This is a genomic window from Cupriavidus sp. SZY C1 (genome assembly GCF_032190535.1).
GTDB lineage: Bacteria > Pseudomonadota > Gammaproteobacteria > Burkholderiales > Burkholderiaceae > Cupriavidus > Cupriavidus pauculus_C.
In genome coordinates this window covers 1-21,590 of sequence record NZ_JAUANU010000021.1, presented here as the reverse complement: position 1 = coordinate 21,590, position 21,590 = coordinate 1, and the positions used below count along the sequence as shown (strand labels likewise).

The following is a 21,590-nucleotide window of genomic DNA, read 5'->3' as shown; positions in this document are numbered from 1 at the left end:
AGGCCGGAATTGCGAGGCTGGGCGCCTCAGTCCTCGTCCTCGGCCTCGGGGGCCATCGGCTGGAGCCGGAACGCGCGCAGGTACTGCATCCACTGCTCGCCCGGCAGCTCGGCCAGCGTCTCCTGCACCAGCGACACTTCCATGTCGAACTCGCGCGGCGACAGCCCGCCGCGCATCAACTGGAAGCGGCAGTACATCAGGTACGTGTTGACGACATCGGTCTCGCAGTAGTCGCGGATCTCGGCAAGCCGGCCCTGCTGGAACGCCTGCCAGACCATGCTGCCGTCCATGCCCATCTTGCCGGGAAAGCCGCACAGCTTTGCCAGGTCATCGAGCGGCGCGCTGGCCCGCGGCTGGTACATCGCCAGCAGGTCCATCAGGTCCAGGTGCCGCATGTGGTAGCGGCTGATGTAGTTGTTCCACTTGAAGTCGCGGCTGTCGTCGTCGCGGCCCTCGCCCATTTCCCAGTAGCGCGGCGCGGCCACGCCGTGCACGAGACCACGGTAGTGCAGCACGGGCAGGTCGAAGCCGCCGCCGTTCCACGACACCAGTTGCGGGCTGTAGCGGGCAATCAGCTCGTAGAACTTCTGGATCAGCGTGGCTTCCCCGTCCTCGGGCGTCCCCAGCGATCCGACGTGGAACACCGCGGAGCCGTCGCGCTGCGTACGGCGCAGCACGCACGAAATGGCGGCCACGCGCTGCAGGTAATGGGGCAGGAAATCGGAACCGGTTTTATCGCGGCGCGCAGCAAACGCATGCTCGGCCACTTCGGCGTCGCTCATTGCTGCGGGATGGTCGTGCAAACGGCGCAGGCCGTCGACATCGGGAATCGTCTCGATGTCGAATACCAGCACAGGGGTCATAAAACGGCGTCCTTCCTTACACCTTGCGACGCGAAATGCCGCTTGAGCTTGACCAGCGCTTCCTGCTGGATCTGGCGCACGCGTTCGCGCGTCAGGCCCATTTCCTCGGCCAGCTCTTCCAGCGTGGCCGGCTCGATGTGGTTCAGGCCGAAGCGGCGCTCCACCACATAGCGATGCTTCTCTGACAGGCGCGCCAGCCAGAGCTTCATCAGGTTTTCGAGTTCGCGGTGGGCCACCTCCTGGTCGGGGGCGGCATTGTGCTCGTCGGACAGGAAATCAAGCAGGCTCGATCCCGGGTCGAGATCGAACGGCGTATCGAGCGAGGTGGTGTGTTCGTTGAGCGCCAGGACGTCCTGCACCTCGTCCGGCGTCTTGCCTAGGAGATGAGCGATGTCTTCCAGGCTGGCGTCGCGGCCGTCGGTGCCGCCCTTCTCCAGATGACGCTTGGCGCGCAGGACCTGGTTCAGTTCGCGGATGACGTGCACCGGCAACCGCACGGTGCGCGCCTGGTTCATGATGGCCCGCTCGATGCTCTGGCGGATCCACCACGTGGCGTAGGTCGAGAAACGGAAGCCGCGCGTCGGGTCGAACTTCTCGATCGCGTGCATCAGGCCCAGGTTGCCTTCCTCGATCAGGTCGAGCAGCGGCACGCCGCGGTTCAGGTAGCCCTTGGCGATGCTGACCACGAGGCGCAGGTTGCGCTCGATCATGACCTGCCGGGCCGAGAAGTCGCCGCCCTTGGCCAGCGTGGAGAAATGCAGTTCCTCCGGGGCCGACAGCAGCGGCTTGATGCTGATGCGATTGAGATAGTGCTGGACCGTATCGGCGGCCAGTTCGGTATGCAGGACGGTGCGGAAGTCGTCGGGCTCGGCGGCAGCCTCGGTCGTGCTTTCCTCCTCCTCGTCCTCGGACTCCTCTTCCTCGTCCTGGTCCGATTCTTCGGCGCTTATTTCGGCATTGCGCCGGCTGGCGCGCGACACGGGAGCGATGGGTTCGTCAGCCACCGGCACCATGTCCGATGCCGGGTCGGCTTCCGCCTCGTACACTCCGACGACCTCGTCATCGGATTGCGTTGCCACGCCAGCCTTGCCTTCCGGCTGCTTGGGACGACGGGTCCTGCTGACAACTCCGGATGAGACAGTTTTCTGGCGTGGCATGAAACCTCACTGTGGCGGTAGATACCGCATCGGATCGACCGGTTTTCCGTTCTTGCGAACCTCGAAATGCAGCTTGACCCTGTCAGTATCACTGTTACCCATTTCGGCAATCTTCTGGCCCTTGCGGACCGTTGACTGCTCTGCCACCAGCACCTTGTCGTTGTAACCGTAGGCGGTGAGATACGTGTCGTTGTGTTTGATGATGACAAGATTCCCGTAGCCGCGCAAGGGGCCTACGTGAATCACCCTACCCTCGTCGGCGGCCAGCACCGCATCGCCTTTCTTACCTGCGATATCGATGCCCTTGTTGCCCTTGTCGTCAAATTTACCAACCAGTTGGCCGCTGGCCGGCCAGACCAGCCGGATGTCGCCCGCCGGGGCCGATGCGGCACCGGATGCGGCGGCCACGGCGGCCGGCGCCGGGGCGGCCGGCACGGCAGATGCCGCGGGTGCGGACGACGCGCTCATCGGCGTGCCGACCGGGCGAGTCGCGTCGATCGGCTGCGCCTGCACGGTGCCCGGTGCCACGGGCACGGTGGCCACGCCCGGCGCGGCATTCACGTCGGCGCTCGGCGGCACCACGCGCAGCAGTTGCCCCACTTCGATCTGGTTGGCGTTGGCCATGTTGTTCCAGGCCGCCACGTCGCGGTAGGACTGGCCGTTCTCCAGCGCGATACGGTAAAGCGTATCGCCGCGCTTGACCCGATAGTATCCGGGCGGCGCCGGCTCGTTGGACACCGCCGCCGGCTGGGTGGCCACGCCCGAGGTGCGGTCCACCACCGGCGCGGGCATCGGGGAATTGGCGCAGGCGGCCAGCACGGCTGCCGCGGCCAGGACGCCCAGGTGTTGTCCGACTCGTGTGAAATTCTTCTGATTCACGATGTTGTGCATAGTTCGACTCAGATGGTGCCCGATTTTAAAGGCACAAAGAAGACAGCTTCAAGCGCGGTCCGGTGAAAACGATGCCGATTGAGGCGCTCGATCAGTAGCAGTTGCTGGGTCACCGTCTGGCCCGCGGCGCCGGTGCCGGGGGTCACGACGGGCGCGATCAGCCGGCCGCCGATGGCGAGCTGCTCCAGCAGGGCCTGCGGCACTTCCATGCCGGCCGCGGCGAGGATGATCGACGAGAACGGCGCGGCCTGCGGCAGGCCCAGCATGCCGTCGCCGTAGTGCAGGCGGATGTTCGGCACCCGCAGCGGGCGCAGGTTCGCCTTGGCTTGTTCGTGTAGCGGACGGATCCGCTCGATGGAGAACACTTCCTGCGCGCACAGGCTCAGCACGGCCGCCTGATAGCCGCAGCCGGTGCCGATCTCCAGCACGCGCGCCAGCGGCTGGTCGGGCGTCAGCCCTTCGCGCAGCAACTCGATCATCCGCGACACCACCGACGGCTTGGAGATGGTCTGCTGATGGCCGATGGGCAGCGCGGCGTCCTCGTACGCCTGCGACGCCAGCCCCGGCTCCATGAACAGGTGGCGCGGCACCGTGGCGATGGCGCCAAGCACGCGCTCGTCGCGGATGCCGCCGGCCCGCAGCCGTGCCGCCAGCGCCGCGCGGGCGCGATCCGACGCCATGCCCCCGCCGCCGGCCGTGGCGGCCGACGCGCGCGCCTCCACCGCGCTGCCCGGCGCGGGCGGCGGCGCCGGCGGGGCGGCCGGCTTGCGCGGCTTCACCGTGGCGGGCGCCGGCGCGGCAACCGTGCGCTTGCCCACCGCGGGCAACCCGGCGGTGCGCGCGGGCGCGGGCTTGCGCTCGACCACCGCATCGAGCGGCAGCGGAAAGCGGGATCGGCGCGGCGTGGAACTCATTTCAGGGGCAAGGCAGGCAAGGATGGGATGACGACGATGGCGGCGGCCGCGCCACGGGCACGGCCATCGCCAGGAAACGGCCGGGCGGCGCGCGGCGCTGACACGCTCACCCCAGCCACTGCCCGATCTGTTCGAGCTGGCCGCGGTGCGTCAGGTCGAGCTGCAACGGCGTGAGCGAGACGTAGCCGTTGGCGGTGGCATGGAAATCCGTGCCTTCGCTCGCATCGCGCGCGTCGCCGGCGGGGCCGATCCAGTAGATGGGATCGCCGCGCGGATTGGCCTGCTGGATCACGGGCTGCGACGGGTGCCGCTTGCCCAGCCGCGTGGCGCGCTGGCCGCGGATGTGTTCGTACGGCAGGTTCGGGATGTTCACGTTCAGCAGGAACGGCTCGCTCGGCGGCCGGGCAATCACCCGCTCGACGATCTCGCGCGCCACGCGCGCGGCGGCGTCCACGTGCTCCCAGCCATGGTGCACCTGCGAGAACGCAATCGACGGGATGCCGAACAGGTAGCCCTCGATGGCGGCGGCCACGGTGCCCGAGTACAGCACGTCCTCGCCCATGTTCTGGCCCTGGTTGATGCCGGACACCACCAGGTCGGGCCGGTCCTGCAGCAGGCCGGTGAGCGCCACGTGCACGCAATCGGTCGGCGTGCCATTGATGTAGCGGAAGCCCTTCTGCACGCCCTCGCGCGCTTCGTAGACCGACAACGGGCGCTGCAGCGTCAGCGAATTCGAGGCGCCGCTGTGGTTTTGTTCCGGGGCGATCACGGTCACGCGCGCCAGGGGCGCGAGCGCTGCGTGCAGGACGGCAAGGCCCGGCGCGAGGTAACCGTCATCGTTGGCAAGAAGGATATGCATGGCCGCGATTGTACCTGAGCAAGGGGCCGTCGGCGCCACCGCGGATGCACCGGAAACGGGACAATCCGGCCCCGGCCATGCGTCGCCCGAATGGGCGCCATGCAACGATTTGCTCGTGCAGAACGATCGTGCTTTTCTTGCGCTACACTTGCCCGACACCGTCCGGGGCCGCCCTCGCCCGCCCCGCGCGGACGCCGGCCCGGCCGGCCAGATCCGCACGACATCACACATGGGAGACAAGATGAAAGCCGTACTGTGCAAAGCCTGGGGTCCGCCCGATTCCCTGTCGCTGGAAACGCTGCCGGACCTCGTGCCGGGCGATGGCGAAGTCGTCATCGACGTCAAGGCCGCCGGCGTGAACTTCCCCGACGTGCTCATCATCCAGAACAAATACCAGGCCAAGCCGGAACTGCCGTTCTCGCCGGGTTCGGAGCTGGCGGGCGTGGTCAACGCCGTCGGCGCCGGTGTTACACATGTGAAACCGGGTGACAAGGTCATCGCCTACCTGGGCAACGGCGCGTTCGCCACGCAGGCCAAGGCGCCGGCCAAGGCCGTGGTGCCGATGCCGCCCGGCATCGACTTCGACGTGGCCGCCGCGTTCACGCTGACCTACGGCACGTCGCACCACGCGGTGGTGGACCGTGGCGAACTGAAGGCCGGCGAGACCATGCTGGTGCTGGGCGCCGCCGGCGGCGTGGGGCTGGCGGCTATCGAGATCGGCAAGGCGATTGGCGCGCGCGTGATCGCGGCGGCGTCCACCGACGAGAAGCTGGCGGTCTGCAAGGCGCACGGCGCCGACGCGGTGATCAACTACAGCACCGAGGACCTGCGCGAGCGCATCAAGGCGCTGACCGACGGCAAGGGCCCCGACGTGATCTACGATCCGGTGGGCGGCATCTACGCCGAGCCGGCGTTCCGGTCCATCGCCTGGCGCGGCCGCTACCTCGTGGTGGGCTTTGCCAACGGCGAGATTCCGAAGATCCCGCTGAACCTGGCGCTGCTCAAGGGCGCGTCGCTGGTGGGCGTGTTCTGGGGCGACTTTGCGCGCCGCGAGCCCAAGGCCAACCAGGCCAACATGGCGCAGATGCTGGGCTGGATGCAGGAAGGCAAGATCCGGCCGCATATCTCGGCCCGGTATCCGCTGGACCAGGCGCCCCAGGCGCTCAAGGACATGGAGGCACGCAAGGTGACGGGCAAGATCGTCATCCAGCCGTAGCCATTGCGGCGGTCCGGTCCCCTCCCCGCCCGGCGGGCGAGGGGACCGCAGGTCCCGCCCAACGCCCAACGCTCAGCGCTCAGGCTCAGCGCCCACCGCTCAAAGCTTCTCCGTCTCCCCGCTCTTCGGCTGCCACTTCATCAGCCGCTTTTCCCCGGCCGTCACCATCCAGTCCAGCACCAGCGCAAACGCGGTCAGCACCACGATGCCCGCGAACACGGTGTTGATGTCGAACGTGCCTTCCGCCTGCAGGATCAGGTAGCCCACGCCGCGTGCCGAGCCCAGGTATTCCCCGACCACCGCGCCCACGAACGCCAGGCCCACCGAGGTGTGCAGCGACGAGAACACCCAGCTCGTGGCACTGGGCAGGTACACGTGGCGCAGCAACTGCTGCCGGTTGGCGCCCAGCATGCGCGCGTTGGCCAGCACCACGGGGCTCACTTCCTTCACGCCCTGGTAGACGTTGAAGAAGACGATGAAGAACACCAGCGTCACGGCCAGCGCCACCTTCGACCAGATGCCCAGGCCGAACCAGACCGCGAAGATCGGCGCCAGGATCACGCGCGGCATCGAGTTGGCCGCCTTGACGTAGGGGTCGAGCACGGCCGACGTGAACGGGCTCAGCGCCAGCCACAGCCCCACGCCCAGCCCGGCCACGGTGCCGATGCCGAACGCCAGCACCGTTTCCAGCAGCGTCACGCCCAGGTGGATGTAGATGTCGCGCTCGACGATGAACCAGTTCCAGATGCGCTGCGCCACCATCAGCGGCTCGCCGAAGAAGAACGCCACCTGCTCGGAGCGCGTGGCCAGGTGCCACACGACCAGGATGACGACGAGAAGCAGCAGCTGCCAGACGCGCAGCATGCCTTGGGAATCAGCACGAAAAGCCATGATCTTGTTGTTGTCCGGTCGGGAGATTCAGGCCACCTTGCGCTGCTGCGCGTAGCCCTTGAGCACTTCCTCGCGCAGCACGTCCCAGATGGCGGCGTGCAGCTCCACGAAGCGCGGATGGTTGCGGATCTCGGCCACGTCGCGCGGGCGCGGCAGGTCGATCGTGAACTCGCCGATCGGATGCGTGCCCGGGCCGGCCGACAGCACCACCACGCGGTCGCTCATGGCGATGGCCTCGTCCAGGTCGTGCGTGATGAACAGCACGGCCTTGCGCTTGGCGGCCCAGAGCTCCAGCACCTCGTTTTCCATGAGCTGACGGGTCTGGATGTCCAGCGCCGAGAACGGCTCGTCCATCAGGATGATGTCCGGGTCCATCACCAGCGTCTGCGCCAGGCTCACGCGCTTGCGCATGCCGCCCGACAGCTGGTGCGGATACCGGTCGCCAAAGCCACCCAGGCCCACGCGGCGCAGCCATTCCTCGCCCTGCGCCACGGCGTCGGCGCGCGGCACGCCGCGGAACTCCAGGCCGGCGATGACGTTGTCCAGCGCGCTGCGCCAGGGCATCAGCGCCTCGGTCTGGAACATGTAGCCGGCGCGCCGGTTGATGCCGCGCAGCGGCTCGCCGAAGATGCGCACCTCGCCCGACGACGGCTCCAGCAGGCCGGCCGATACGTTGAGCAGCGTGCTCTTGCCGCAGCCGGTGGGACCCACCACGGACAGGAATTCGCCGGGCTGGATGGACATCGTGACATCGCGCACGGCGGTGTAGCGCTGCGCGCGGTCCTCGCGCGAGACAAACGTGCAGGTCACGTTTTCAAGGGAAAGTGCAGGCGTGCTCATGACGGCATGACTCTGAGAAACGTTTCGCCCGCCGGGCGGCTGGCGCGCGGCGGGCGACGGGGCGTCCCGGGGGGACGGGAGGCTTACTTGTACTTGGCGTTGGCCTTCTGCACGAACGTGTTCGTGAACGTGTTGTCCAGCTGGATCGACTTGCCCTTGAGGTCCGGGTCGAACTGCTGCAGCGTGGTCAGCGCGGTCTTGGGGCCGTCGGCCGGCATCACGCCGTCCGGCGAGATCGCCTCCTTGACCTTGTCCCAGGCGGCCAGGTACAGCGCACGGTCGCCCAGCAGGTAGCTTTCCGGCACGGTCTTGACGATGTCGGACGGGCCGGCCTTCTGCAGCCACTTCAGCGCCCGCACCATCGCGTTGGTCAGCGCCTGCGTGGTGTTCGGGTTCTGCTCGATGAACTTGGTCGACGCGTACAGGCAGCCCGACGGCATGTTGCCGCCGAACACCGACTGCGTTTCCTTGAGCGTGCGCGTGTCCGAGGCAATCTTGACCTCGTTCTTCTGCGTCAGCATCGAGATCACCGGGTCCAGGTTGGCCATCGCGTCGATCTGGCCCGAGCGCATGGCGGCCACGGCGCCGGCGCTGGCACCCACGCCGATGAACGACACGTCGGACGGCTTCAGCCCGGCCTTGGCCAGCACAAAGTTGGCCATCATGTTGGTCGACGACCCCGGCGCGGTCACGCCGATCTTCTTGCCCTTCAGGTCGGCGATCGACTTGAAGTCCGGCATGGTCTTGTTCGACACCACCAGCACGATCTGCGGCGCGCGGCCCTGCAGCACGAATTCCTGGTAGCGCTGGCCCTTGGCCTGCAGGTTGATCGTGTGCTCGTAGGCGCCCGACACCACGTCGGCGCTGCCGCCCACCACGGCCTGCAGCGCCTTGGCGCCGCCGGCAAAGTCCACGATCTCCACGTCCAGGCCCTCTTCCTTGAAGTAGCCCAGGCGCTCGGCAATCGTCAGCGGCAGGTAGTAGAACAGGTTCTTGCCACCCACGGCGATCGTCACCTTCTGCTTCTCGGGCTTGCCCTGCGCAAACGCGCTGCCGAACGTGAACCAGCCTGCCAGGAACAGCGCCAGCGCAATCAGCAACTGCTTCCAGAACCGTTTGTTGTACATATCGATCTCCTGCCTTTTCTGCTTCTGTTTTGAATGGGGGCGCGACGCGCAAAAGCCGGGCCGCCGCACAGCGGCTCCCGGCGATGCTACCCGACCCCGGTGGCTCCCGCATCGGGAGTTGACCGGAGGCCGGGCAGGAAACGCGGCGGCGCTCATACTACGCCGCAGCCCTTTCAATCGGCTGGTCCCGGCCTCATTCGGCCTGGATGTTGGCGGACTTGATCACCTTGCCCCAGCGCTGGAGCTCGGCCTTCTGGTACTGGTCAAGCTGCTGCGGGTTCATGTACTTCGCCTCGGCGCCCAGTTCCTCGGCCTTCTTGCGGAAGGCGTCGGTCTTCATGATCTTCTCGATCTCGGTGGTCAGCTTGTCCACCACGGCCTTGGGCGTGCCGGCCGGCGCGTACATGGCGAACCACGACGACACGTCCAGGTCGGGGTAGCCGGCCTCGGGCGCCGACGGCACGTCCTTCAGGCTGTCCAGCCGGGCCTTGCTGGTCACCACCAGCGGGCGCAGCTTGCCGGCGGCGATATGGCCCATCAGCGGCGGCGGCGTGGTCATCGTCATGTCGACGTTGCCGCCCAGCAGGTCGGTCATGGCCGGGCCGGTGCCCTTGTACGGCACGTGGGTGATCTTGATGCCGGCCATCTGGTTGAGCAGCTCGGTCGACACGTGCTGCAGCGACCCATTGCCCGACGACGCATAGTTGAGCTTGTTCGGATTGGCCTTGGCGTACGCCACCAGTTCCTTGAGCGACTTGACCGGCAGGCTGGGCCGCACCACCAGCACCTGCGGCGCCGACAGCAGGTTGGCCACCGGCATGAAGTCCTTGACCGGGTCCCACGACGTCTTGGTCAGCAGCGGCGTGATCACGTGGTAGCCCGAGTACTGCACCAGCAGCGTGTAGCCGTCCGGCTTGGCGCGCTGCACGTTCTGCGCGGCGATGGTGCCGTTGCCGCCCGGCTTGTTGTCGACCACCACCGACTGGCCCAGCGCCTTGGCCAGCGGCTCGGCGATCAGGCGCGCCGCGAGGTCGGTCGTGCCGCCGGCGGCGGCCGACACCACGAGCATGACCGGGCGGTTCGGGTAGGCACCGTCCTGGGCCTGGGCGCCCGACGCCATCAGGCCGGCGGCCAGCAGCGCCGCGGCGCCGTAGGAATTGCGTTGCATGATTGTCTCCGTATGTTTTATGGGGGACTTTGGAAATCCGTGGGTATTCAACCCGTCTCAAGCCTGCCGAGCCTGCCCGGAGAAGAACTCCGCCATCCAGGCCGGCGGCTGGTGCGTGCGCAGGCGCGGGCCGGCGCGCAGCAACTGGCTGGGCACGTCGCGCTGGACCAGCTCGGACACGCCGCCGACCACCGCCAGCAGCGCCGCCAGGTCCACGCCGGTATCCACGCCCATCGACGCGAACATGTGCACCAGTTCCTCGGTGCTGACGTTGCCGCTGGCGCCGGGCGCGTACGGGCAGCCGCCCAGCCCGCCGGCGGCCGCGTCAAAGCGCGTCACGCCGGTCTGCCAGGCCGCGATGGCATTGGCCAGGCCCATGCCGCGCGTGTTGTGCAGGTGGATCGTCAGGCCGACGCCCGGCAGCGTGCGCTGGAACGTCTGGCACAGCGCGGCCACCTGGCTCGGATAGGCCATGCCCGTGGTATCGCACAGCGTGATGCCTGCCGCGCCGGCGTCCGCGAACGTCCGGGCCAGCGCCATCACGTCGGCTTCGGCCACATCGCCCTCGAACGGGCAGCCGAACACGGTCGACAGCGAGATATTGACCGGCACGCCGGCCGCGTTGGCCGCCTCAATCATCGCCAGCAACTGGGCCTTCGACTGCTCGCGCGTCATGCGCAGGTTGGCGCGGTTGTGCGTCTCGCTGGCCGACATCACCAGGTTGACCTCGTCCGGACGGCACGACAGCGCGCGCTCCAGCCCGCGCAGGTTGGGCACCAGCACCGTGTAGCGCACGCCCGGCACGCGCTCGACCTGGTGCATCACGGCCTCGGCATCGGCCAGCGCGGGAATGGCCCGGGCCGACGTGAACGACGTGGCCTCGATGCGCGCAAACCCGCAGTGAGCCAGCGCGTTGACAAAGGCGACCTTGCCCTCGGTGGGCACCACGAACGGTTCGATCTGCAGGCCGTCGCGCGGCGCCACCTCGTTGATCTCGATCCTGGCCGGCCCGGCCAGCGGATAGGTCTGGGCACTCATGCAATCACCCCCTTGGCACGCAGGTCGGCAATGGCCGCCGCGTCAAAGCCGGCCTGCGCCAGCACGTTGTCGGTATGCTCGCCCAGCGTGGGCGCGCGGTCATGGATGGCGCCCGGGTTGCCGGACAGCTTCGGGATGATCCCCGGCACCTCGACGGCCAGCCCCTTGGCGGACGTCACGGTCTCGATGACCTCGCGGGCCCGGTAGTGCGGGTCCTCGGCGATGTCCTTGACCGTGTAGATGCGCCCGGACGGCACGTCGGCGGCGCGCAGCACCTCCAGCGCGGACGCCACGGTCTGGGTGCGGGTCCAGGCGGCAATCGCGGCGTCGATCTCGTCCACGCGCTTCACGCGGCCGTCGTTGCGGGCCAGGCCCGGGTCCTCGCCCAGGTCTTCCCGGCCCATGGCCGTCATCAGCCGCTTGAAGATGGCGTCGCCGTTGGCGGCGATCAGCACGTAGTCGCCGCAGCCGCACGGGTAGGCGTTGGACGGGGCGATGCCCGGCAGCGCGCCGCCGGCCGGCTGGCGCACCGCGCCAAACGCCGAGTACTCGGGCAGCAGGCTTTCGCTGAGGTTGAACAGCGATTCGTAGAGCGCCACGTCGATGACCTGCCCCACGCCGCCGCGCGCGTCGCGCTCGTACAGCGCCAGCAGCACGCCCAACGCGCCGTGCAGGCCGGCGATGGTGTCGCCCAGCGACAGCCCCGCGCGCACCGGCGGCCGGCCCGGCTCGCCCGTCAGGTGACGCAAACCGCTCATGGCCTCGGCCACGGCCGCAAAGCCCGGTTCATCGCGCTTGGGGCCGGTCTGGCCGTAGCCCGACACGCGCAGCATGATCAGCTTCGGGTTGGCCTGGTGCAGCACGTCCCAGCCCATGCCCCACTTTTCCATGGTGCCGGGGCGGAAGTTTTCGATCAGCACGTCGGCTTCGGCGGCCAGCTTGCGCACCAGCGCCTGGCCGTCCGGCTGGCGCAGGTCGATGGCGATCGACTGCTTGTTGCGGGACTGTGCCTCCCACCAGACCGACGTGTCGTCGTGCAGCATGCGCCATTTGCGCAGCGGGTCGCCCTGGCCGGGCGGCTCCACCTTGACCACATCGGCGCCGAAATCGGCCAGGGTCTTGGCGGCAAAGGGGCCGGCGATCAACTGGCCCAGTTCCAGGACCTTGATGCCGTTGAGAATCTGTTGCGCCATGTTGGAAATGTCTCCGTGAAACTGACCCGTATGGGGGGATTGGCTTTGTTTCGACGGAGTGTGCTACAGCGCGGGGTGACGCGGAATCGGCATTCCGGAAAGCGGGTTTTCTCGGAATGCGAAGGATTGGGGCTAACCCTGACGGCGGGTTGGTTCAACTTCGCCCCGCGACCTGCCGTTATCCGGGGCACACGCCCGGGCACACCCTGCCCCGCACCTACCTCAGCGGCCCCGATGCCATGCGACTGACCCGCCTTTGCCGCATCCTCTGCGCCGCCTGCGCCTGCTGGACATCGACGCTCGCGCTGGCGCAGACCACCCCCATCGTGCTGTACTCCGAGGCCGGCCAGCGGCCGCAGTCATACGAGGAAAACGGCGTGCCCAAGGGCGCCTACATCGACCACCTGCAGCGCGTGCTCAAGCGGATGCCGCCCGAGTTCAAGGTCGAGATCCGCTTCGCCTCGTGGGCCCGCGTGGTCGAGGAAGCCCGCAACGGCAACAGCGCCGGCATCCTGGGCGTCTACTACCGGCCGAAGGAACGGCCGTTCCTGAACCACTCCCGACCGTTCTATATCGAGGAGGTGGCCGTCCACTGCAACCGCGACGCCATTGCCGGCCGCACCTTCCACACCTATCCGGACGACTTTGCCGGCCTGCGGTTCGGCAACCAGCGCGCGTACCTGGCGCCGGGGCCGCGCTTTTTCGAGATGGCGCGCGAGGGCCGGATCGAGATCGTCGAGGGCCACGAGTTCCACGACCTGGTCAAGAAGATGCTGGTTGGCGAGATCGATTGCGTGGTCAACCCCAGCGCCGTCATCAACGAGGCGCTGGTCGCGCTGGAGGCGCGCGGACTGCCCGAACGGATGCGCTACAAGTCCCGGCGCGTCCTGAATATCCGCGCCGAATCGGTCCATGTGGGCTTCAGCCGCAAATACGAGGCATCGCACCCGGAACTGGCGCGTTTCCGCCAGCTATTCAACAAGGCGGTGGATCAATAGAATCCGTCCCTGATGCCTTCAGGTCGAGCCCTTCATGCCACAGCTTCCCCCGGTCCATTCGATCCGGAACAGGATGATCGTGCTGTTCATCGTTGTCACCACGACAACGCTGGGGGCATTCGCCGCGCACCGGCAGTGGCAGTTGCGCCAGGAACTGACGCAGCGCTTCGAGCGGGCGCGCGCGGAGATCGTCGATAGCCTGGGGCAGAGCCTGGCCGAGCCGGCCTGGGCGCTCAACGTCGGCATCCTGCGCAGCCGGCTGGAAGCCATGCTGGTGCATCCGGAAGTCTACGAGGCGTGCGTGTTCTCGCCCGACGGTCGCGAAACCTATGCCACGGCCGGCCATCCGGCCGCGCCGGGCCGCCCGCCCTGCTCCGCCACCGGCCCGCACGACGCGCTGAGCGAGGTGCAGATCTACCCGCCGGCCAGCATCGACCCCGCCCGGCGCGAGCAGCCGATCGGCACCGCCGTCATCCGCTTTTCGCACGAGCCGATGGAGCGGGCGCTGCGCAACGCGATGATGCACGGCGTGACCGAGGTGGCGGCCATCGACGTGGTGCTGGTGCTGCTGCTGACGTTCGGGCTGCGCATGGTCTTTCGCCCGCTGGAACGCCTGCAGCGGGCGCTGTTCCAGCTGGCATCGGGCCATGGCGACGAGCTGGACGAGCTGTCGCGCATCGGCCGCACCGAGTTCGACAGCGTGATCGACGGCTTCAACCAGGTGCTGCGCAAGCTCAAGCGGATCATCGCCGAGCGCACCGAGGCGGAGCTGACCGTGCGCGCCGCCATCCAGCGCAGCCATGAGGCGTTCGCGCAGATCCAGGCCACCCAGACCGAGCTGGTCGAGAAAAACCTGCAGCTGGAGGCGCTGTCGAAGACCGACCAGCTGACCGGCGTCTTCAACCGCCGCCACCTGGACGCGGTGCTGATCAGCGAACTGGAGCGCCACCGCCGCGACGGCCACCCGTTCTCGATCATCCTGATCGACGTCGACCGCTTCAAGGCCATCAACGACAACCACGGCCACCAGGTGGGCGACCGCGTGCTGGTGGAACTGGCCGGCCGCATCCTGGACGCGATGCGCGACGTGGACACCGTGGGCCGCTGGGGCGGCGAGGAATTCCTGATCATCTGCCCCGACACCGACGCACCGGCCGCCGTGGCCCTGGCCGAAGGGCTGCGCCGCACCGTGTCCGAACGCCATTTCCCGCTGACCGGCCCGATGACGGCCAGCCTGGGCGTGGCCAGCGTCCAGCCCGGCGACACCATCCACGGCATGATCTCGCGCGCCGACCAGGCGCTCTACCGCAGCAAGCACAAGGGCCGCGACCGCGTGGAATTCGCAGACGAGGCGGTGGTGGCGCGGTAGGGGTATGGGGAATGGCGATCGAGGCGCGCCGGTTTTGCTCCCCTCTCCCGCACGGCGGGAGAGGGGTCGGGGGTGAGGGCCAGCGGTGCAAACCGCGACCTGTCGGCAAGCAGAGCCACAACGCCCTCACCCCCAGCCCCTCTCCCACGTTGTGGGAGAGGGGAGCCAGAACCGTGCGGTAGCTCAGGCGTCCCCGCTTGTTTTCTCCCCTCTCCCGCACGGCGGGAGAGGGGCCGGGGGTGAGGGCCGGCGGTGCAAACCGCGACCTGTCGGCAAGCAGAGCCTCAACGCCCTCACCCCCAGCCCCTCTCCCACGTTGCGGGAGCGGGGAGCCAGAACCGTGCGGTAGCTCAGGCGTTCCCGCTTGTTTTCTCCCCTCTCCCGCACGGCGGGAGAGGGGCCGGGGGAGAGGGCCAGCCGTTTAACTGGCGACGCGCCAGGCAAGCCCTAGAACGGCGCCCGATCCCCGCACAGATGCGTGATCAGCAGCCGCGCCGATACCGTGAGCCCGGCCGGGTCGCGCATGCCGATCAGCAGCGAGCGGCGAGCCCAGGGGTCGCGCAGGCCGACCAGTGCCAGGCCCATCGACTTGACGTGCGGCTCGGCGGCGATGCGCGGCAGCACGCCGACGCCCAGGCCGGCCATCACCATGCGGCACATCGCGTCGAAGCTGCGTACCTGGATGCGCAGCCGGAACTGGCGTTCCAGCCGGCTGCTTTCCTCCAGCAGCCGCGCGGCCAGCGACGTCACCTGCGGCAGGCTGACAAAGTCGTATTCGAGCGCATCAGCGTAGTGAACCGGCCCGTCCTGCGCCAGCGGATGGCCCGGCGGCGTGATGATGACCAGCTCGTCCTGCCGGTACTCCACCGTGACCAGCCCGGTGCACGGCGTGCGGTCGGCAAAGATGCCGACGTCGGCGCGGTTTTCCATCAGCGCGGCCACGATGTCGCTGCTGTTGTGTTCTTCCAGCTCGATGCGGATGGTCGGATGCTGGCGCATGAACTGCGCCAGGTCGTCGGGCAGGAACTGGGTGATGGCCGACGTGTTCGCGCAGACGCGCACCTGCCCGCGCACGCCCGACGCGTAGTCGGACATCACGCCCGCCATCCGCTCCACGTCCTGCAGGATGGTCAGCGCATGGTGGAAGCACGCCTGCCCCGCCTCGGTGAGCTGTACGCCGGCCGCGTGGCGGAAGAACAGCGGCGCGCCCACGGACGCCTCCAGGTCGGAAATCCGCTTGCTGGCGGCCGCCACGGCCAGGTGCGACTGCCGCGCCCCGGCCGAGATGCTGCCCTGCCGGGCCACGGCGACGAACAGGCCGAGCGTGACGAGGTCGAAGCGCGCGAGGTTCATGGTCAGAGCGTGCGGCGGTCCATCACGGCACGGGCGATGGTGCCCGCGTCGACGTATTCGAGTTCCCCGCCCACCGGCACGCCGCGCGCCAGCCGCGACACCTTCAGCCCGCGCGCCTTCAGCATCTCGCCGATGTAGTGCGCGGTGGCCTCGCCCTCGCTCGTGAAATTGGTGGCCACGATCACCTCGGTGGCCGGGCCGCCGTACTCGGGGTCCGTGGCACGCGCCAGCAGGCGCTCCAGGTGAATCTCCTTCGGGCCGATGCCGTCGAGCGGCGACAGCCGCCCCATCAGCACGAAGTACTGGCCGCGATAGGTCAGCGTCTGCTCGATCATGACCTGGTCCGCGGGCGTTTCCACCACGCAGAGCAGCGCCGGGTCCCGGTCGGGGTCGCGGCAGGTCTCGCAGATGTCCTGCTCGGTGAAGGTGTTGCAGCGCTGGCAATGGCGGATGCCGTCGGCGGCGCCGCGCAGCGCGTCGCCGAGCTTGCGCGCGCCGTCGCGGTCATGCTGCAGCAGGTGGTAGGCCATGCGCTGGGCCGATTTCGGCCCCACGCCGGGCAGGACCTTCAGCGCGTCGATCAGCGCCTGCAGCGAGGTGGGCGGTGCCGCTTTCATGGCACCGCCTGGAACGATACGCGCATGGGAATGGCGATAAGGGTGGCGCTCAGAACGGCAGCTTGAAGCCCGGCGGCAGCGGCAGGCCCGACGTCATCGAGCCCATCTTCTCCTGCGTGGTGGCCTCGGCCTTGCGCACGGCGTCGTTGAACGCGGCGGCCACCAGGTCTTCCAGCAGGTCCTTGTCGTCGGCCAGCAGGCTCGGATCGATGGTCACGCGCTTCACGTCGTTCTTGCAGGTCATGACCACCTTCACCAGGCCGGCGCCGGACTGGCCCTCGACCTCGATCTGGGCAAGCTGGTCCTGCATCTTCTTCATGTTTTCCTGCATCTGCTGGGCCTGCTTCATCAGCCCGGCCAGTTGACCTTTCATCATGGCGTTACTCCTTGGATGTGTGTATGGAAACGGGCGGCGCTGCGTGGCTGGCACGCCAATGGCCGCCTCTCGAATTCAGGTTCAGGCCGCGCGCGGCTGCACGGACCCGGGCACGATCTGCCCGCCAAACTCGCGCAGCAGCCCCTGCACGAAGGGGTCCCGGTCGATCTCGGCCTCGGCCTCGCGCTGGCGCTCGGCGCGCGCCGCGGCATCCACGGCGGCCGCCGTATGCGTGACCGCGCCGATCTCGCACTGCACGCGCACGTCGACCTGGAACTGTTCGCATAGCGCCGCCTGCAGGCGCTCGGCCACGTTGGCTTCGGCGATGGCCGCCACCGGCACGCGCAGGTGCAACGTGCGGCCGACCACGCGGTGCAGCTCGCTCTGGTGCGCCAGTTGCTGCGCCAGCCCCTTGAGCGGCAGCGTGGCGGCCAGCGCCGGCCAGTCGCCAGTGAACACGGGCGGCGTGCCATCGTCGGCGGCGCTGGGCGCCATCGGCGGTACGGCCGGTGCCAGCGGCACCGCCGGTTCGGGCGGGGGCTCGGGCTTGCGGGCCTGCACCGGTGCCGGGGCCGCGCGGCCGGCGCCACGGGACGGGCGGGCGGGGATTTCGGATTCGAAACCGTTGTCGGGAGCGCTGTCGAAACCGCCAAAGCTGGCATCGAAGCCGGGATCGCTGTCGTACGGGCCGATCACGGGCATGTCGGGCGGCATGGCCTCCCACGGCGGCACGTCGCTGCCGCCGGCGGCCTCCCAGGGCGGCACCTCGGCCGGCGCGGCAGGCTTGGCAGCCGGTGCGGCCTTGGCTGCGGGCGCGGGCTGCCGGCGGACCGGCTCGGCGGGCGCGGGCGTATCAGGAGCAGTCTCGGCGGCAGCGGCTGGCACCGGGGCTGCCGGGGCGGGCGCGGCGGCCGTTGCCGGACGTGCGGCCGCGGGCGGGCGCAGCGGCTGGGCCGGCGGACGCTGGCTGCTGGCTGCCGCGGCGGCGGCACCAGCCATCGGCGGCGCACTGGCCCCTGCCGGACGGCTGGCGCCCTTGCCGGCCGAAGCCTGGCGGGCGGCCTCCAGCGCGGCCCGCGCGGGCGACATCGCCGTACGGCCGGCGGCCGGCGCGGGGGCCGGAGCGGTCGGGGCCGGGGTCACGGCGGGGGTAGCAGGTACGATGGGAGCGGCAGGGGCGGCAGCGGCGACGCGGGCGGCCGGTTCGGAAGGTTCGGCCGGGGCGACCGGCGCGACGGCAGCCACGGGGGCGGCCGGCGGCTCGGCCATCGGCAGCGCCACGCGCTGGGCGGGTTCGACGCGGGGCTCGGCTTTCGCCGGCGCCGCCACCGCTGCCGGCGCCATCGCGCGCGGCGTGGCCGGGGCTGCGGGACTGGCCGGGCGCGGGCGCGCCACCGGCTGTCCGCCGCCCTGCCCGCCGGCCGGGGCCGACGGCGTGGACGATGGACGGAACGCCAGCATGCGCAGCAGCGTCATCGTGAAGCCGGCGTACTCGTCCGGCGCCAGCGCCAGTTCGCTGCGGCCCAGGTTGGCAATCTGGTAGAAAAGCTGGATCTCCTGCGCGTCGAACAGCCCGGCCAGGCGGCGGACGTCCTCGGCCTCGGGCCACTCGTCCTGCACCGACGCCGTCACGGCCTGCGCCAGCGCCACCTTGTGCAGCAGCGACCCCAGGTCCTGCAGCGCGCCGGCGAACGACAGGCTGCGGTCGGCCATCGCATCGGCAATCCCGAGCATCGCGGCGCCGTCCTCGGCAGCCAGCGCGTCCAGCAGTTGCACCAAGTAGCTCTGGTCGATCGCGCCCAGCATGCCGCGCACCGCTTCCTCGGACACCTGGCCCGCGCTGTAGGCGATGGCCTGGTCGGTCAGCGACAGCGCGTCGCGCATCGACCCATGGGCCGCCTGCGCCAGCAGCCGCAGCGCGCTGCCGTCGTGGCCGATGCCTTCCTGGGCCAGGATATGGTCCAGGTGCGAGACGATATGGCCCGGCGGCATCTGCTTCAGGTTGAACTGCAGGCAGCGCGACAGCACGGTCACGGGGATTTTCTGCGGATCGGTCGTGGCCAGGATGAACTTGACGTGCCCGGGCGGCTCCTCCAGCGTCTTCAGCATGGCGTTGAAGGCGTGGTTGGTCAGCATGTGCACTTCATCGATCATGTAGACCTTGAAGCGGCCGGTGCCGGGGGCGTAGACGGCCTTGTCCAGCAGTTGCGCCATCTCGTCGACGCCGCGGTTGGACGCCGCGTCCATCTCGATGTAGTCGACAAACCGCCCGCTGTCGATTTCCTGGCACGCCTTGCACTGGCCGCACGGCTGGGCGGTGATGCCGCCGTTGCCGTCGGGGCCGGTGCAATTCAGGGCCTTGGCCAGGATCCGGGACAGCGTGGTCTTGCCAACGCCCCGCGTGCCGGTGAACAGGTAGGCGTGATGCAGCCGCTGCTGTTCCAGCGCATGCGTGAGCGCGCGCACCACGTGCTCCTGGCCGACCAGCGTGGTGAAATCCCGTGGGCGCCATTTGCGCGCTAGAACTTGATAACTCATGGCGGCGATTGTAGCAAAAGGCAGACCTGGGAATCGGCAAACCGGACGGCGATTCGGGCGCGGCCGGCGCCCATGAAAAAGCCCCGCCAGGGGCGGGGCTGTCGGGGACGGCTGCCAGTCTGGCGGCGGCCCGTCAGTGGATCACCATCAGCGTGAACGGGTGCACGTACGCCTGCAGCGTCACGAACAGGCCCACCAGCACGGCCAGCACGACCGAGTGGAAGAACACGTAGCGCAGGATCTCGCCCTCGTGGCCGTACCACTTGGTCGCCGTGGACGCCACCACGATCGACTGCGCGTCGATCATCTTGCCCATCACGCCGCCCGAGCTGTTGGCCGCCGCCATCAGCGTCGGCGACAGGCCAAGCTGCTCGGCCGTGGTCTTCTGCAGGCCGCCGAACAGCACGTTCGACGCCGTGTCCGAGCCCGTCAGCGCCACGCCCAGCCAGCCCAGCATCGTGCCGAACAGCGGGTACAGCACGCCGGTCTGGGCAAACGCCAGGCCCAGCGTGGCATCCAGGCCCGAGTAGCGGGTCAGGTAGCCGATGCCGAACATCGCGCAGATCGTCAGCAGCGAATAGCGCACGAGCTTGATGGTTTCCCAGTACTCCTTGAGCAGGCGCGGCACCGAGTAGCCCATCAGCAGGCCGCCCACGACGGCCGACACCAGGATGCCGGTGCCCGCCATCGACAGCACGTTGAAGTTGAACACCGCGCCTTCGGCAATTTCCTTCGGCACCACGGGCGGGCCCTTGATAATCGCCTTGTCCAGGCCCGGGATCGGGTATTTCCAGGCCCACACGCCGTCCATCAGCTTCTTGAACTCGGGAATGCCCCAGACGAACACGAAGATGGTCAGGATCACCCACGGCATCCACGCCTTCACAACCGAGATGCCGGCCGAGGCGGCCGTGGCGCGGGCGTCGGCCTCCAGGGCCTCGGGATGGTCGACCTTGGAGTCGTCGTGGCGGCCCAGGATGCGCGTGGACGTCCAGATCTCCTTCGGATGCCAGACCTTCAGGAACAGCGTCAGGCAGCCCATCGAGATCAGCGCCGAGATCACGTCCACCAGCCACGGGCCGTGGAAGTTCGACACCAGGAACTGCGGCACCGCAAAGCTGACGCCCGCCACCAGGATGGCCGGCCAGATCGCCAGCATGCCGCGGAAACCCGCGAACGCCCAGATCAGCCAGAACGGCACCAGCACCGAGAAGAACGGCAACTGGCGGCCGATCATCGCCGAGAGCTGCACCTGGTCGATGCCGGTTACCGACGACAGCCCGATGATCGGCGCACCCAGCGCGCCGAACGCCACCGGCGCCGTATTGGCGATCAGCGCCAGGCCCGACGCGGCCAGCGGCGAGAAGCCCAGCCCGATCAGGATGGCGCCCGTCACGGCCACCGGCGTGCCAAAGCCGGCCGCGCCCTCGAAGAACGCGCCAAAGCTGAACGCCACCAGCAGCAGTTGCAGGCGGCGATCCTCGGTCACGCCCGAGATCGAGTTCTGCAACACCTTGAATGACCCGTTCAACGTGGTCAGCCGGTGCAGGAAGATGATGTTGAGGACGATCCAGCCAATCGGGAACAGGCCCGAGACAATGCCCAGCCCGGCCGCCTTGCCCGCCATCGCGGCCGGCATGCCGAACACGAACGACGCCACCACGACGCCAACCACCAGCGCCAGCCCGGCCGCCAGGTGCGCCTGCATGTGAAAGAACGCCAGCGCCGCAAGCAGCACGGCCACCGGGACACCCGCGGCAATGGTCGAAAGCGCCATGCTGCCTAGCGGGTCATAGACTTGACTCCACACGATCACATCCTCCTCTGGTTGATACGGCCCCTGCCTCTGACGGGCAAGCTGTCGACCGGCTGCGCACCGCCCACGCGGCGCAAACGCCGCCCGAACGGCGCAGAAAGGGGATTGTAAGGACGCACCCCCGCCCGCCGACCCAAAAATCCGTCAACGCGGCGATGAACCGGATTCAGGGATCAGGGTTTATGCGGGGGCAGGCTGGCGCACCTGACAATCGGGGCAGCCTACTCCTAAAACGGGCGTTTGGGAGGCTGGGGGAGGTGTGCGGGGTATCGGGGTATCGGGGTATCGAGCGTGGTGATAGAGGTGACCGAACAGACCGCCGTGGGCGACGCCCGCAGCTTTGCCGCCGTGATGGCGGTGCTGACC

At 68.7% G+C, this 21,590-nt stretch carries 19 protein-coding genes; 3 read left to right on the top strand and 16 right to left on the bottom strand.

Going from position 1 to position 21,590, the window contains the following annotated elements:
• Window positions 1–26: 26 nt before the first annotated feature.
• The 5 genes from QTN24_RS23735 to surE form a co-directional block, all read right to left on the bottom strand.
• Entirely contained in the window at window positions 27–863 is an 837-nt protein-coding gene (locus QTN24_RS23735) for a 3'-5' exonuclease (RefSeq protein WP_313840082.1), read from the bottom strand.
• Window positions 860–2,020, bottom strand: coding sequence for an RNA polymerase sigma factor RpoS (rpoS, locus tag QTN24_RS23730; protein ID WP_124683963.1), 1,161 nt, complete (start codon window positions 2,018–2,020; stop codon window positions 860–862). The genes QTN24_RS23735 and rpoS overlap by 4 nt, the downstream gene beginning before the upstream one ends.
• 6 nt (window positions 2,021–2,026) lie before the next feature.
• The gene (locus tag QTN24_RS23725) at window positions 2,027–2,911 is read right to left on the bottom strand and encodes a peptidoglycan DD-metalloendopeptidase family protein (protein WP_313840081.1); all 885 of its coding nucleotides are present in this window, start codon (window positions 2,909–2,911) and stop codon (window positions 2,027–2,029) included.
• Window positions 2,912–2,919: 8 nt separating this feature from the next.
• Window positions 2,920–3,825, bottom strand: a complete 906-nt coding sequence (locus QTN24_RS23720; protein ID WP_124683961.1) for a protein-L-isoaspartate(D-aspartate) O-methyltransferase — start codon at window positions 3,823–3,825, stop codon at window positions 2,920–2,922.
• Between the two features lie 106 nt (window positions 3,826–3,931).
• Window positions 3,932–4,684, bottom strand: coding sequence for a 5'/3'-nucleotidase SurE (surE, locus tag QTN24_RS23715; RefSeq protein WP_124683960.1), 753 nt, complete (start codon window positions 4,682–4,684; stop codon window positions 3,932–3,934).
• A 241-nt stretch (window positions 4,685–4,925) separates the two neighbouring features.
• Between surE and QTN24_RS23710 the strand changes: the two genes are divergently transcribed.
• Window positions 4,926–5,900 (top strand): NADPH:quinone oxidoreductase family protein, encoded by a 975-nt coding sequence (locus QTN24_RS23710; RefSeq protein WP_124683959.1) that lies wholly within the window; start codon window positions 4,926–4,928, stop codon window positions 5,898–5,900.
• 99 nt (window positions 5,901–5,999) lie between these two features.
• Here the strand turns inward: QTN24_RS23710 and QTN24_RS23705 are convergent, their stop codons facing one another.
• From QTN24_RS23705 to QTN24_RS23680, 6 genes are all read right to left on the bottom strand, one after another.
• A complete protein-coding gene (locus tag QTN24_RS23705) occupies window positions 6,000–6,791 on the bottom strand; it encodes an ABC transporter permease (protein ID WP_124683958.1) in 792 nt (263 codons plus the stop codon).
• Window positions 6,792–6,818: 27 nt separating this feature from the next.
• Window positions 6,819–7,631, bottom strand: a complete 813-nt coding sequence (locus tag QTN24_RS23700) for an ABC transporter ATP-binding protein (RefSeq protein WP_124683957.1) — start codon at window positions 7,629–7,631, stop codon at window positions 6,819–6,821.
• An 83-nt stretch (window positions 7,632–7,714) separates the two neighbouring features.
• On the bottom strand, window positions 7,715–8,758 hold the full coding sequence (locus tag QTN24_RS23695) for an ABC transporter substrate-binding protein (RefSeq protein WP_124683956.1): 1,044 nt from the start codon (window positions 8,756–8,758) through the stop codon (window positions 7,715–7,717).
• Window positions 8,759–8,951: 193 nt separating this feature from the next.
• Entirely contained in the window at window positions 8,952–9,926 is a 975-nt protein-coding gene (locus QTN24_RS23690; protein ID WP_313840080.1) for a tripartite tricarboxylate transporter substrate binding protein, read from the bottom strand.
• A 57-nt stretch (window positions 9,927–9,983) separates the two neighbouring features.
• On the bottom strand, window positions 9,984–10,964 hold the full coding sequence (locus QTN24_RS23685; protein WP_313840079.1) for a hydroxymethylglutaryl-CoA lyase: 981 nt from the start codon (window positions 10,962–10,964) through the stop codon (window positions 9,984–9,986).
• Entirely contained in the window at window positions 10,961–12,157 is a 1,197-nt protein-coding gene (locus QTN24_RS23680; protein WP_313840078.1) for a CaiB/BaiF CoA-transferase family protein, read from the bottom strand. Before QTN24_RS23680 ends, QTN24_RS23685 begins: the two co-directional genes overlap by 4 nt.
• A gap of 239 nt (window positions 12,158–12,396) precedes the next feature.
• Here QTN24_RS23680 and QTN24_RS23675 point away from each other — a divergent pair, with 239 nt between their 5' ends.
• Window positions 12,397–13,155, top strand: a complete 759-nt coding sequence (locus QTN24_RS23675) for a substrate-binding periplasmic protein (RefSeq protein ID WP_172966047.1) — start codon at window positions 12,397–12,399, stop codon at window positions 13,153–13,155.
• Window positions 13,156–13,189: 34 nt separating this feature from the next.
• Window positions 13,190–14,524 carry a diguanylate cyclase gene (locus tag QTN24_RS23670; protein WP_313840077.1) on the top strand — a complete coding sequence of 445 codons (1,335 nt, stop codon included), beginning with the start codon at window positions 13,190–13,192 and terminating at the stop codon, window positions 14,522–14,524.
• 447 nt (window positions 14,525–14,971) lie between these two features.
• On the opposite strand, the gene QTN24_RS23665 is transcribed toward QTN24_RS23670, so the two are convergent.
• The 5 genes from QTN24_RS23665 to QTN24_RS23645 form a co-directional block, all read right to left on the bottom strand.
• The gene (locus tag QTN24_RS23665) at window positions 14,972–15,877 is read right to left on the bottom strand and encodes a LysR family transcriptional regulator (RefSeq protein WP_124683949.1); all 906 of its coding nucleotides are present in this window, start codon (window positions 15,875–15,877) and stop codon (window positions 14,972–14,974) included.
• 2 nt (window positions 15,878–15,879) lie between these two features.
• Window positions 15,880–16,494, bottom strand: a complete 615-nt coding sequence (recR, locus tag QTN24_RS23660; RefSeq protein ID WP_124683948.1) for a recombination mediator RecR — start codon at window positions 16,492–16,494, stop codon at window positions 15,880–15,882.
• 49 nt (window positions 16,495–16,543) lie between these two features.
• Window positions 16,544–16,870, bottom strand: coding sequence for a YbaB/EbfC family nucleoid-associated protein (locus QTN24_RS23655; RefSeq protein ID WP_124683947.1), 327 nt, complete (start codon window positions 16,868–16,870; stop codon window positions 16,544–16,546).
• Between the two features lie 81 nt (window positions 16,871–16,951).
• Complete coding sequence (locus QTN24_RS23650; RefSeq protein WP_313840076.1) at window positions 16,952–19,408, bottom strand: DNA polymerase III subunit gamma/tau; 2,457 nt, start codon at window positions 19,406–19,408, stop codon at window positions 16,952–16,954.
• Between the two features lie 133 nt (window positions 19,409–19,541).
• A complete protein-coding gene (locus QTN24_RS23645) occupies window positions 19,542–21,218 on the bottom strand; it encodes an L-lactate permease (protein WP_124683945.1) in 1,677 nt (558 codons plus the stop codon).
• Window positions 21,219–21,590 lie beyond the last annotated feature (372 nt).

What these genes read in the sequence shown, in the direction of transcription:
- rpoS (WP_124683963.1), bottom strand. Translation starts at nt 2,020, where the DNA reads ATGCCACGCCAGAAAACTGTCTCATCCGGAGTTGTCAGCAGGACCCGT.
- QTN24_RS23675 (WP_172966047.1), top strand. Translation starts at nt 12,397, where the DNA reads ATGCGACTGACCCGCCTTTGCCGCATCCTCTGCGCCGCCTGCGCCTGC.
- QTN24_RS23655 (WP_124683947.1), bottom strand. Translation starts at nt 16,870, where the DNA reads ATGATGAAAGGTCAACTGGCCGGGCTGATGAAGCAGGCCCAGCAGATG.
- QTN24_RS23650 (WP_313840076.1), bottom strand. Translation starts at nt 19,408, where the DNA reads ATGAGTTATCAAGTTCTAGCGCGCAAATGGCGCCCACGGGATTTCACC.
- QTN24_RS23680 (WP_313840078.1), bottom strand. Translation starts at nt 12,157, where the DNA reads ATGGCGCAACAGATTCTCAACGGCATCAAGGTCCTGGAACTGGGCCAG.
- QTN24_RS23665 (WP_124683949.1), bottom strand. Translation starts at nt 15,877, where the DNA reads ATGAACCTCGCGCGCTTCGACCTCGTCACGCTCGGCCTGTTCGTCGCC.
- surE (WP_124683960.1), bottom strand. Translation starts at nt 4,684, where the DNA reads ATGCATATCCTTCTTGCCAACGATGACGGTTACCTCGCGCCGGGCCTT.
- QTN24_RS23720 (WP_124683961.1), bottom strand. Translation starts at nt 3,825, where the DNA reads ATGAGTTCCACGCCGCGCCGATCCCGCTTTCCGCTGCCGCTCGATGCG.
- QTN24_RS23725 (WP_313840081.1), bottom strand. Translation starts at nt 2,911, where the DNA reads ATGCACAACATCGTGAATCAGAAGAATTTCACACGAGTCGGACAACAC.
- QTN24_RS23685 (WP_313840079.1), bottom strand. Translation starts at nt 10,964, where the DNA reads ATGAGTGCCCAGACCTATCCGCTGGCCGGGCCGGCCAGGATCGAGATC.
- QTN24_RS23705 (WP_124683958.1), bottom strand. Translation starts at nt 6,791, where the DNA reads ATGGCTTTTCGTGCTGATTCCCAAGGCATGCTGCGCGTCTGGCAGCTG.
- QTN24_RS23695 (WP_124683956.1), bottom strand. Translation starts at nt 8,758, where the DNA reads ATGTACAACAAACGGTTCTGGAAGCAGTTGCTGATTGCGCTGGCGCTG.
- QTN24_RS23735 (WP_313840082.1), bottom strand. Translation starts at nt 863, where the DNA reads ATGACCCCTGTGCTGGTATTCGACATCGAGACGATTCCCGATGTCGAC.
- QTN24_RS23670 (WP_313840077.1), top strand. Translation starts at nt 13,190, where the DNA reads ATGCCACAGCTTCCCCCGGTCCATTCGATCCGGAACAGGATGATCGTG.
- QTN24_RS23710 (WP_124683959.1), top strand. Translation starts at nt 4,926, where the DNA reads ATGAAAGCCGTACTGTGCAAAGCCTGGGGTCCGCCCGATTCCCTGTCG.
- recR (WP_124683948.1), bottom strand. Translation starts at nt 16,494, where the DNA reads ATGAAAGCGGCACCGCCCACCTCGCTGCAGGCGCTGATCGACGCGCTG.
- QTN24_RS23690 (WP_313840080.1), bottom strand. Translation starts at nt 9,926, where the DNA reads ATGCAACGCAATTCCTACGGCGCCGCGGCGCTGCTGGCCGCCGGCCTG.
- QTN24_RS23700 (WP_124683957.1), bottom strand. Translation starts at nt 7,631, where the DNA reads ATGAGCACGCCTGCACTTTCCCTTGAAAACGTGACCTGCACGTTTGTC.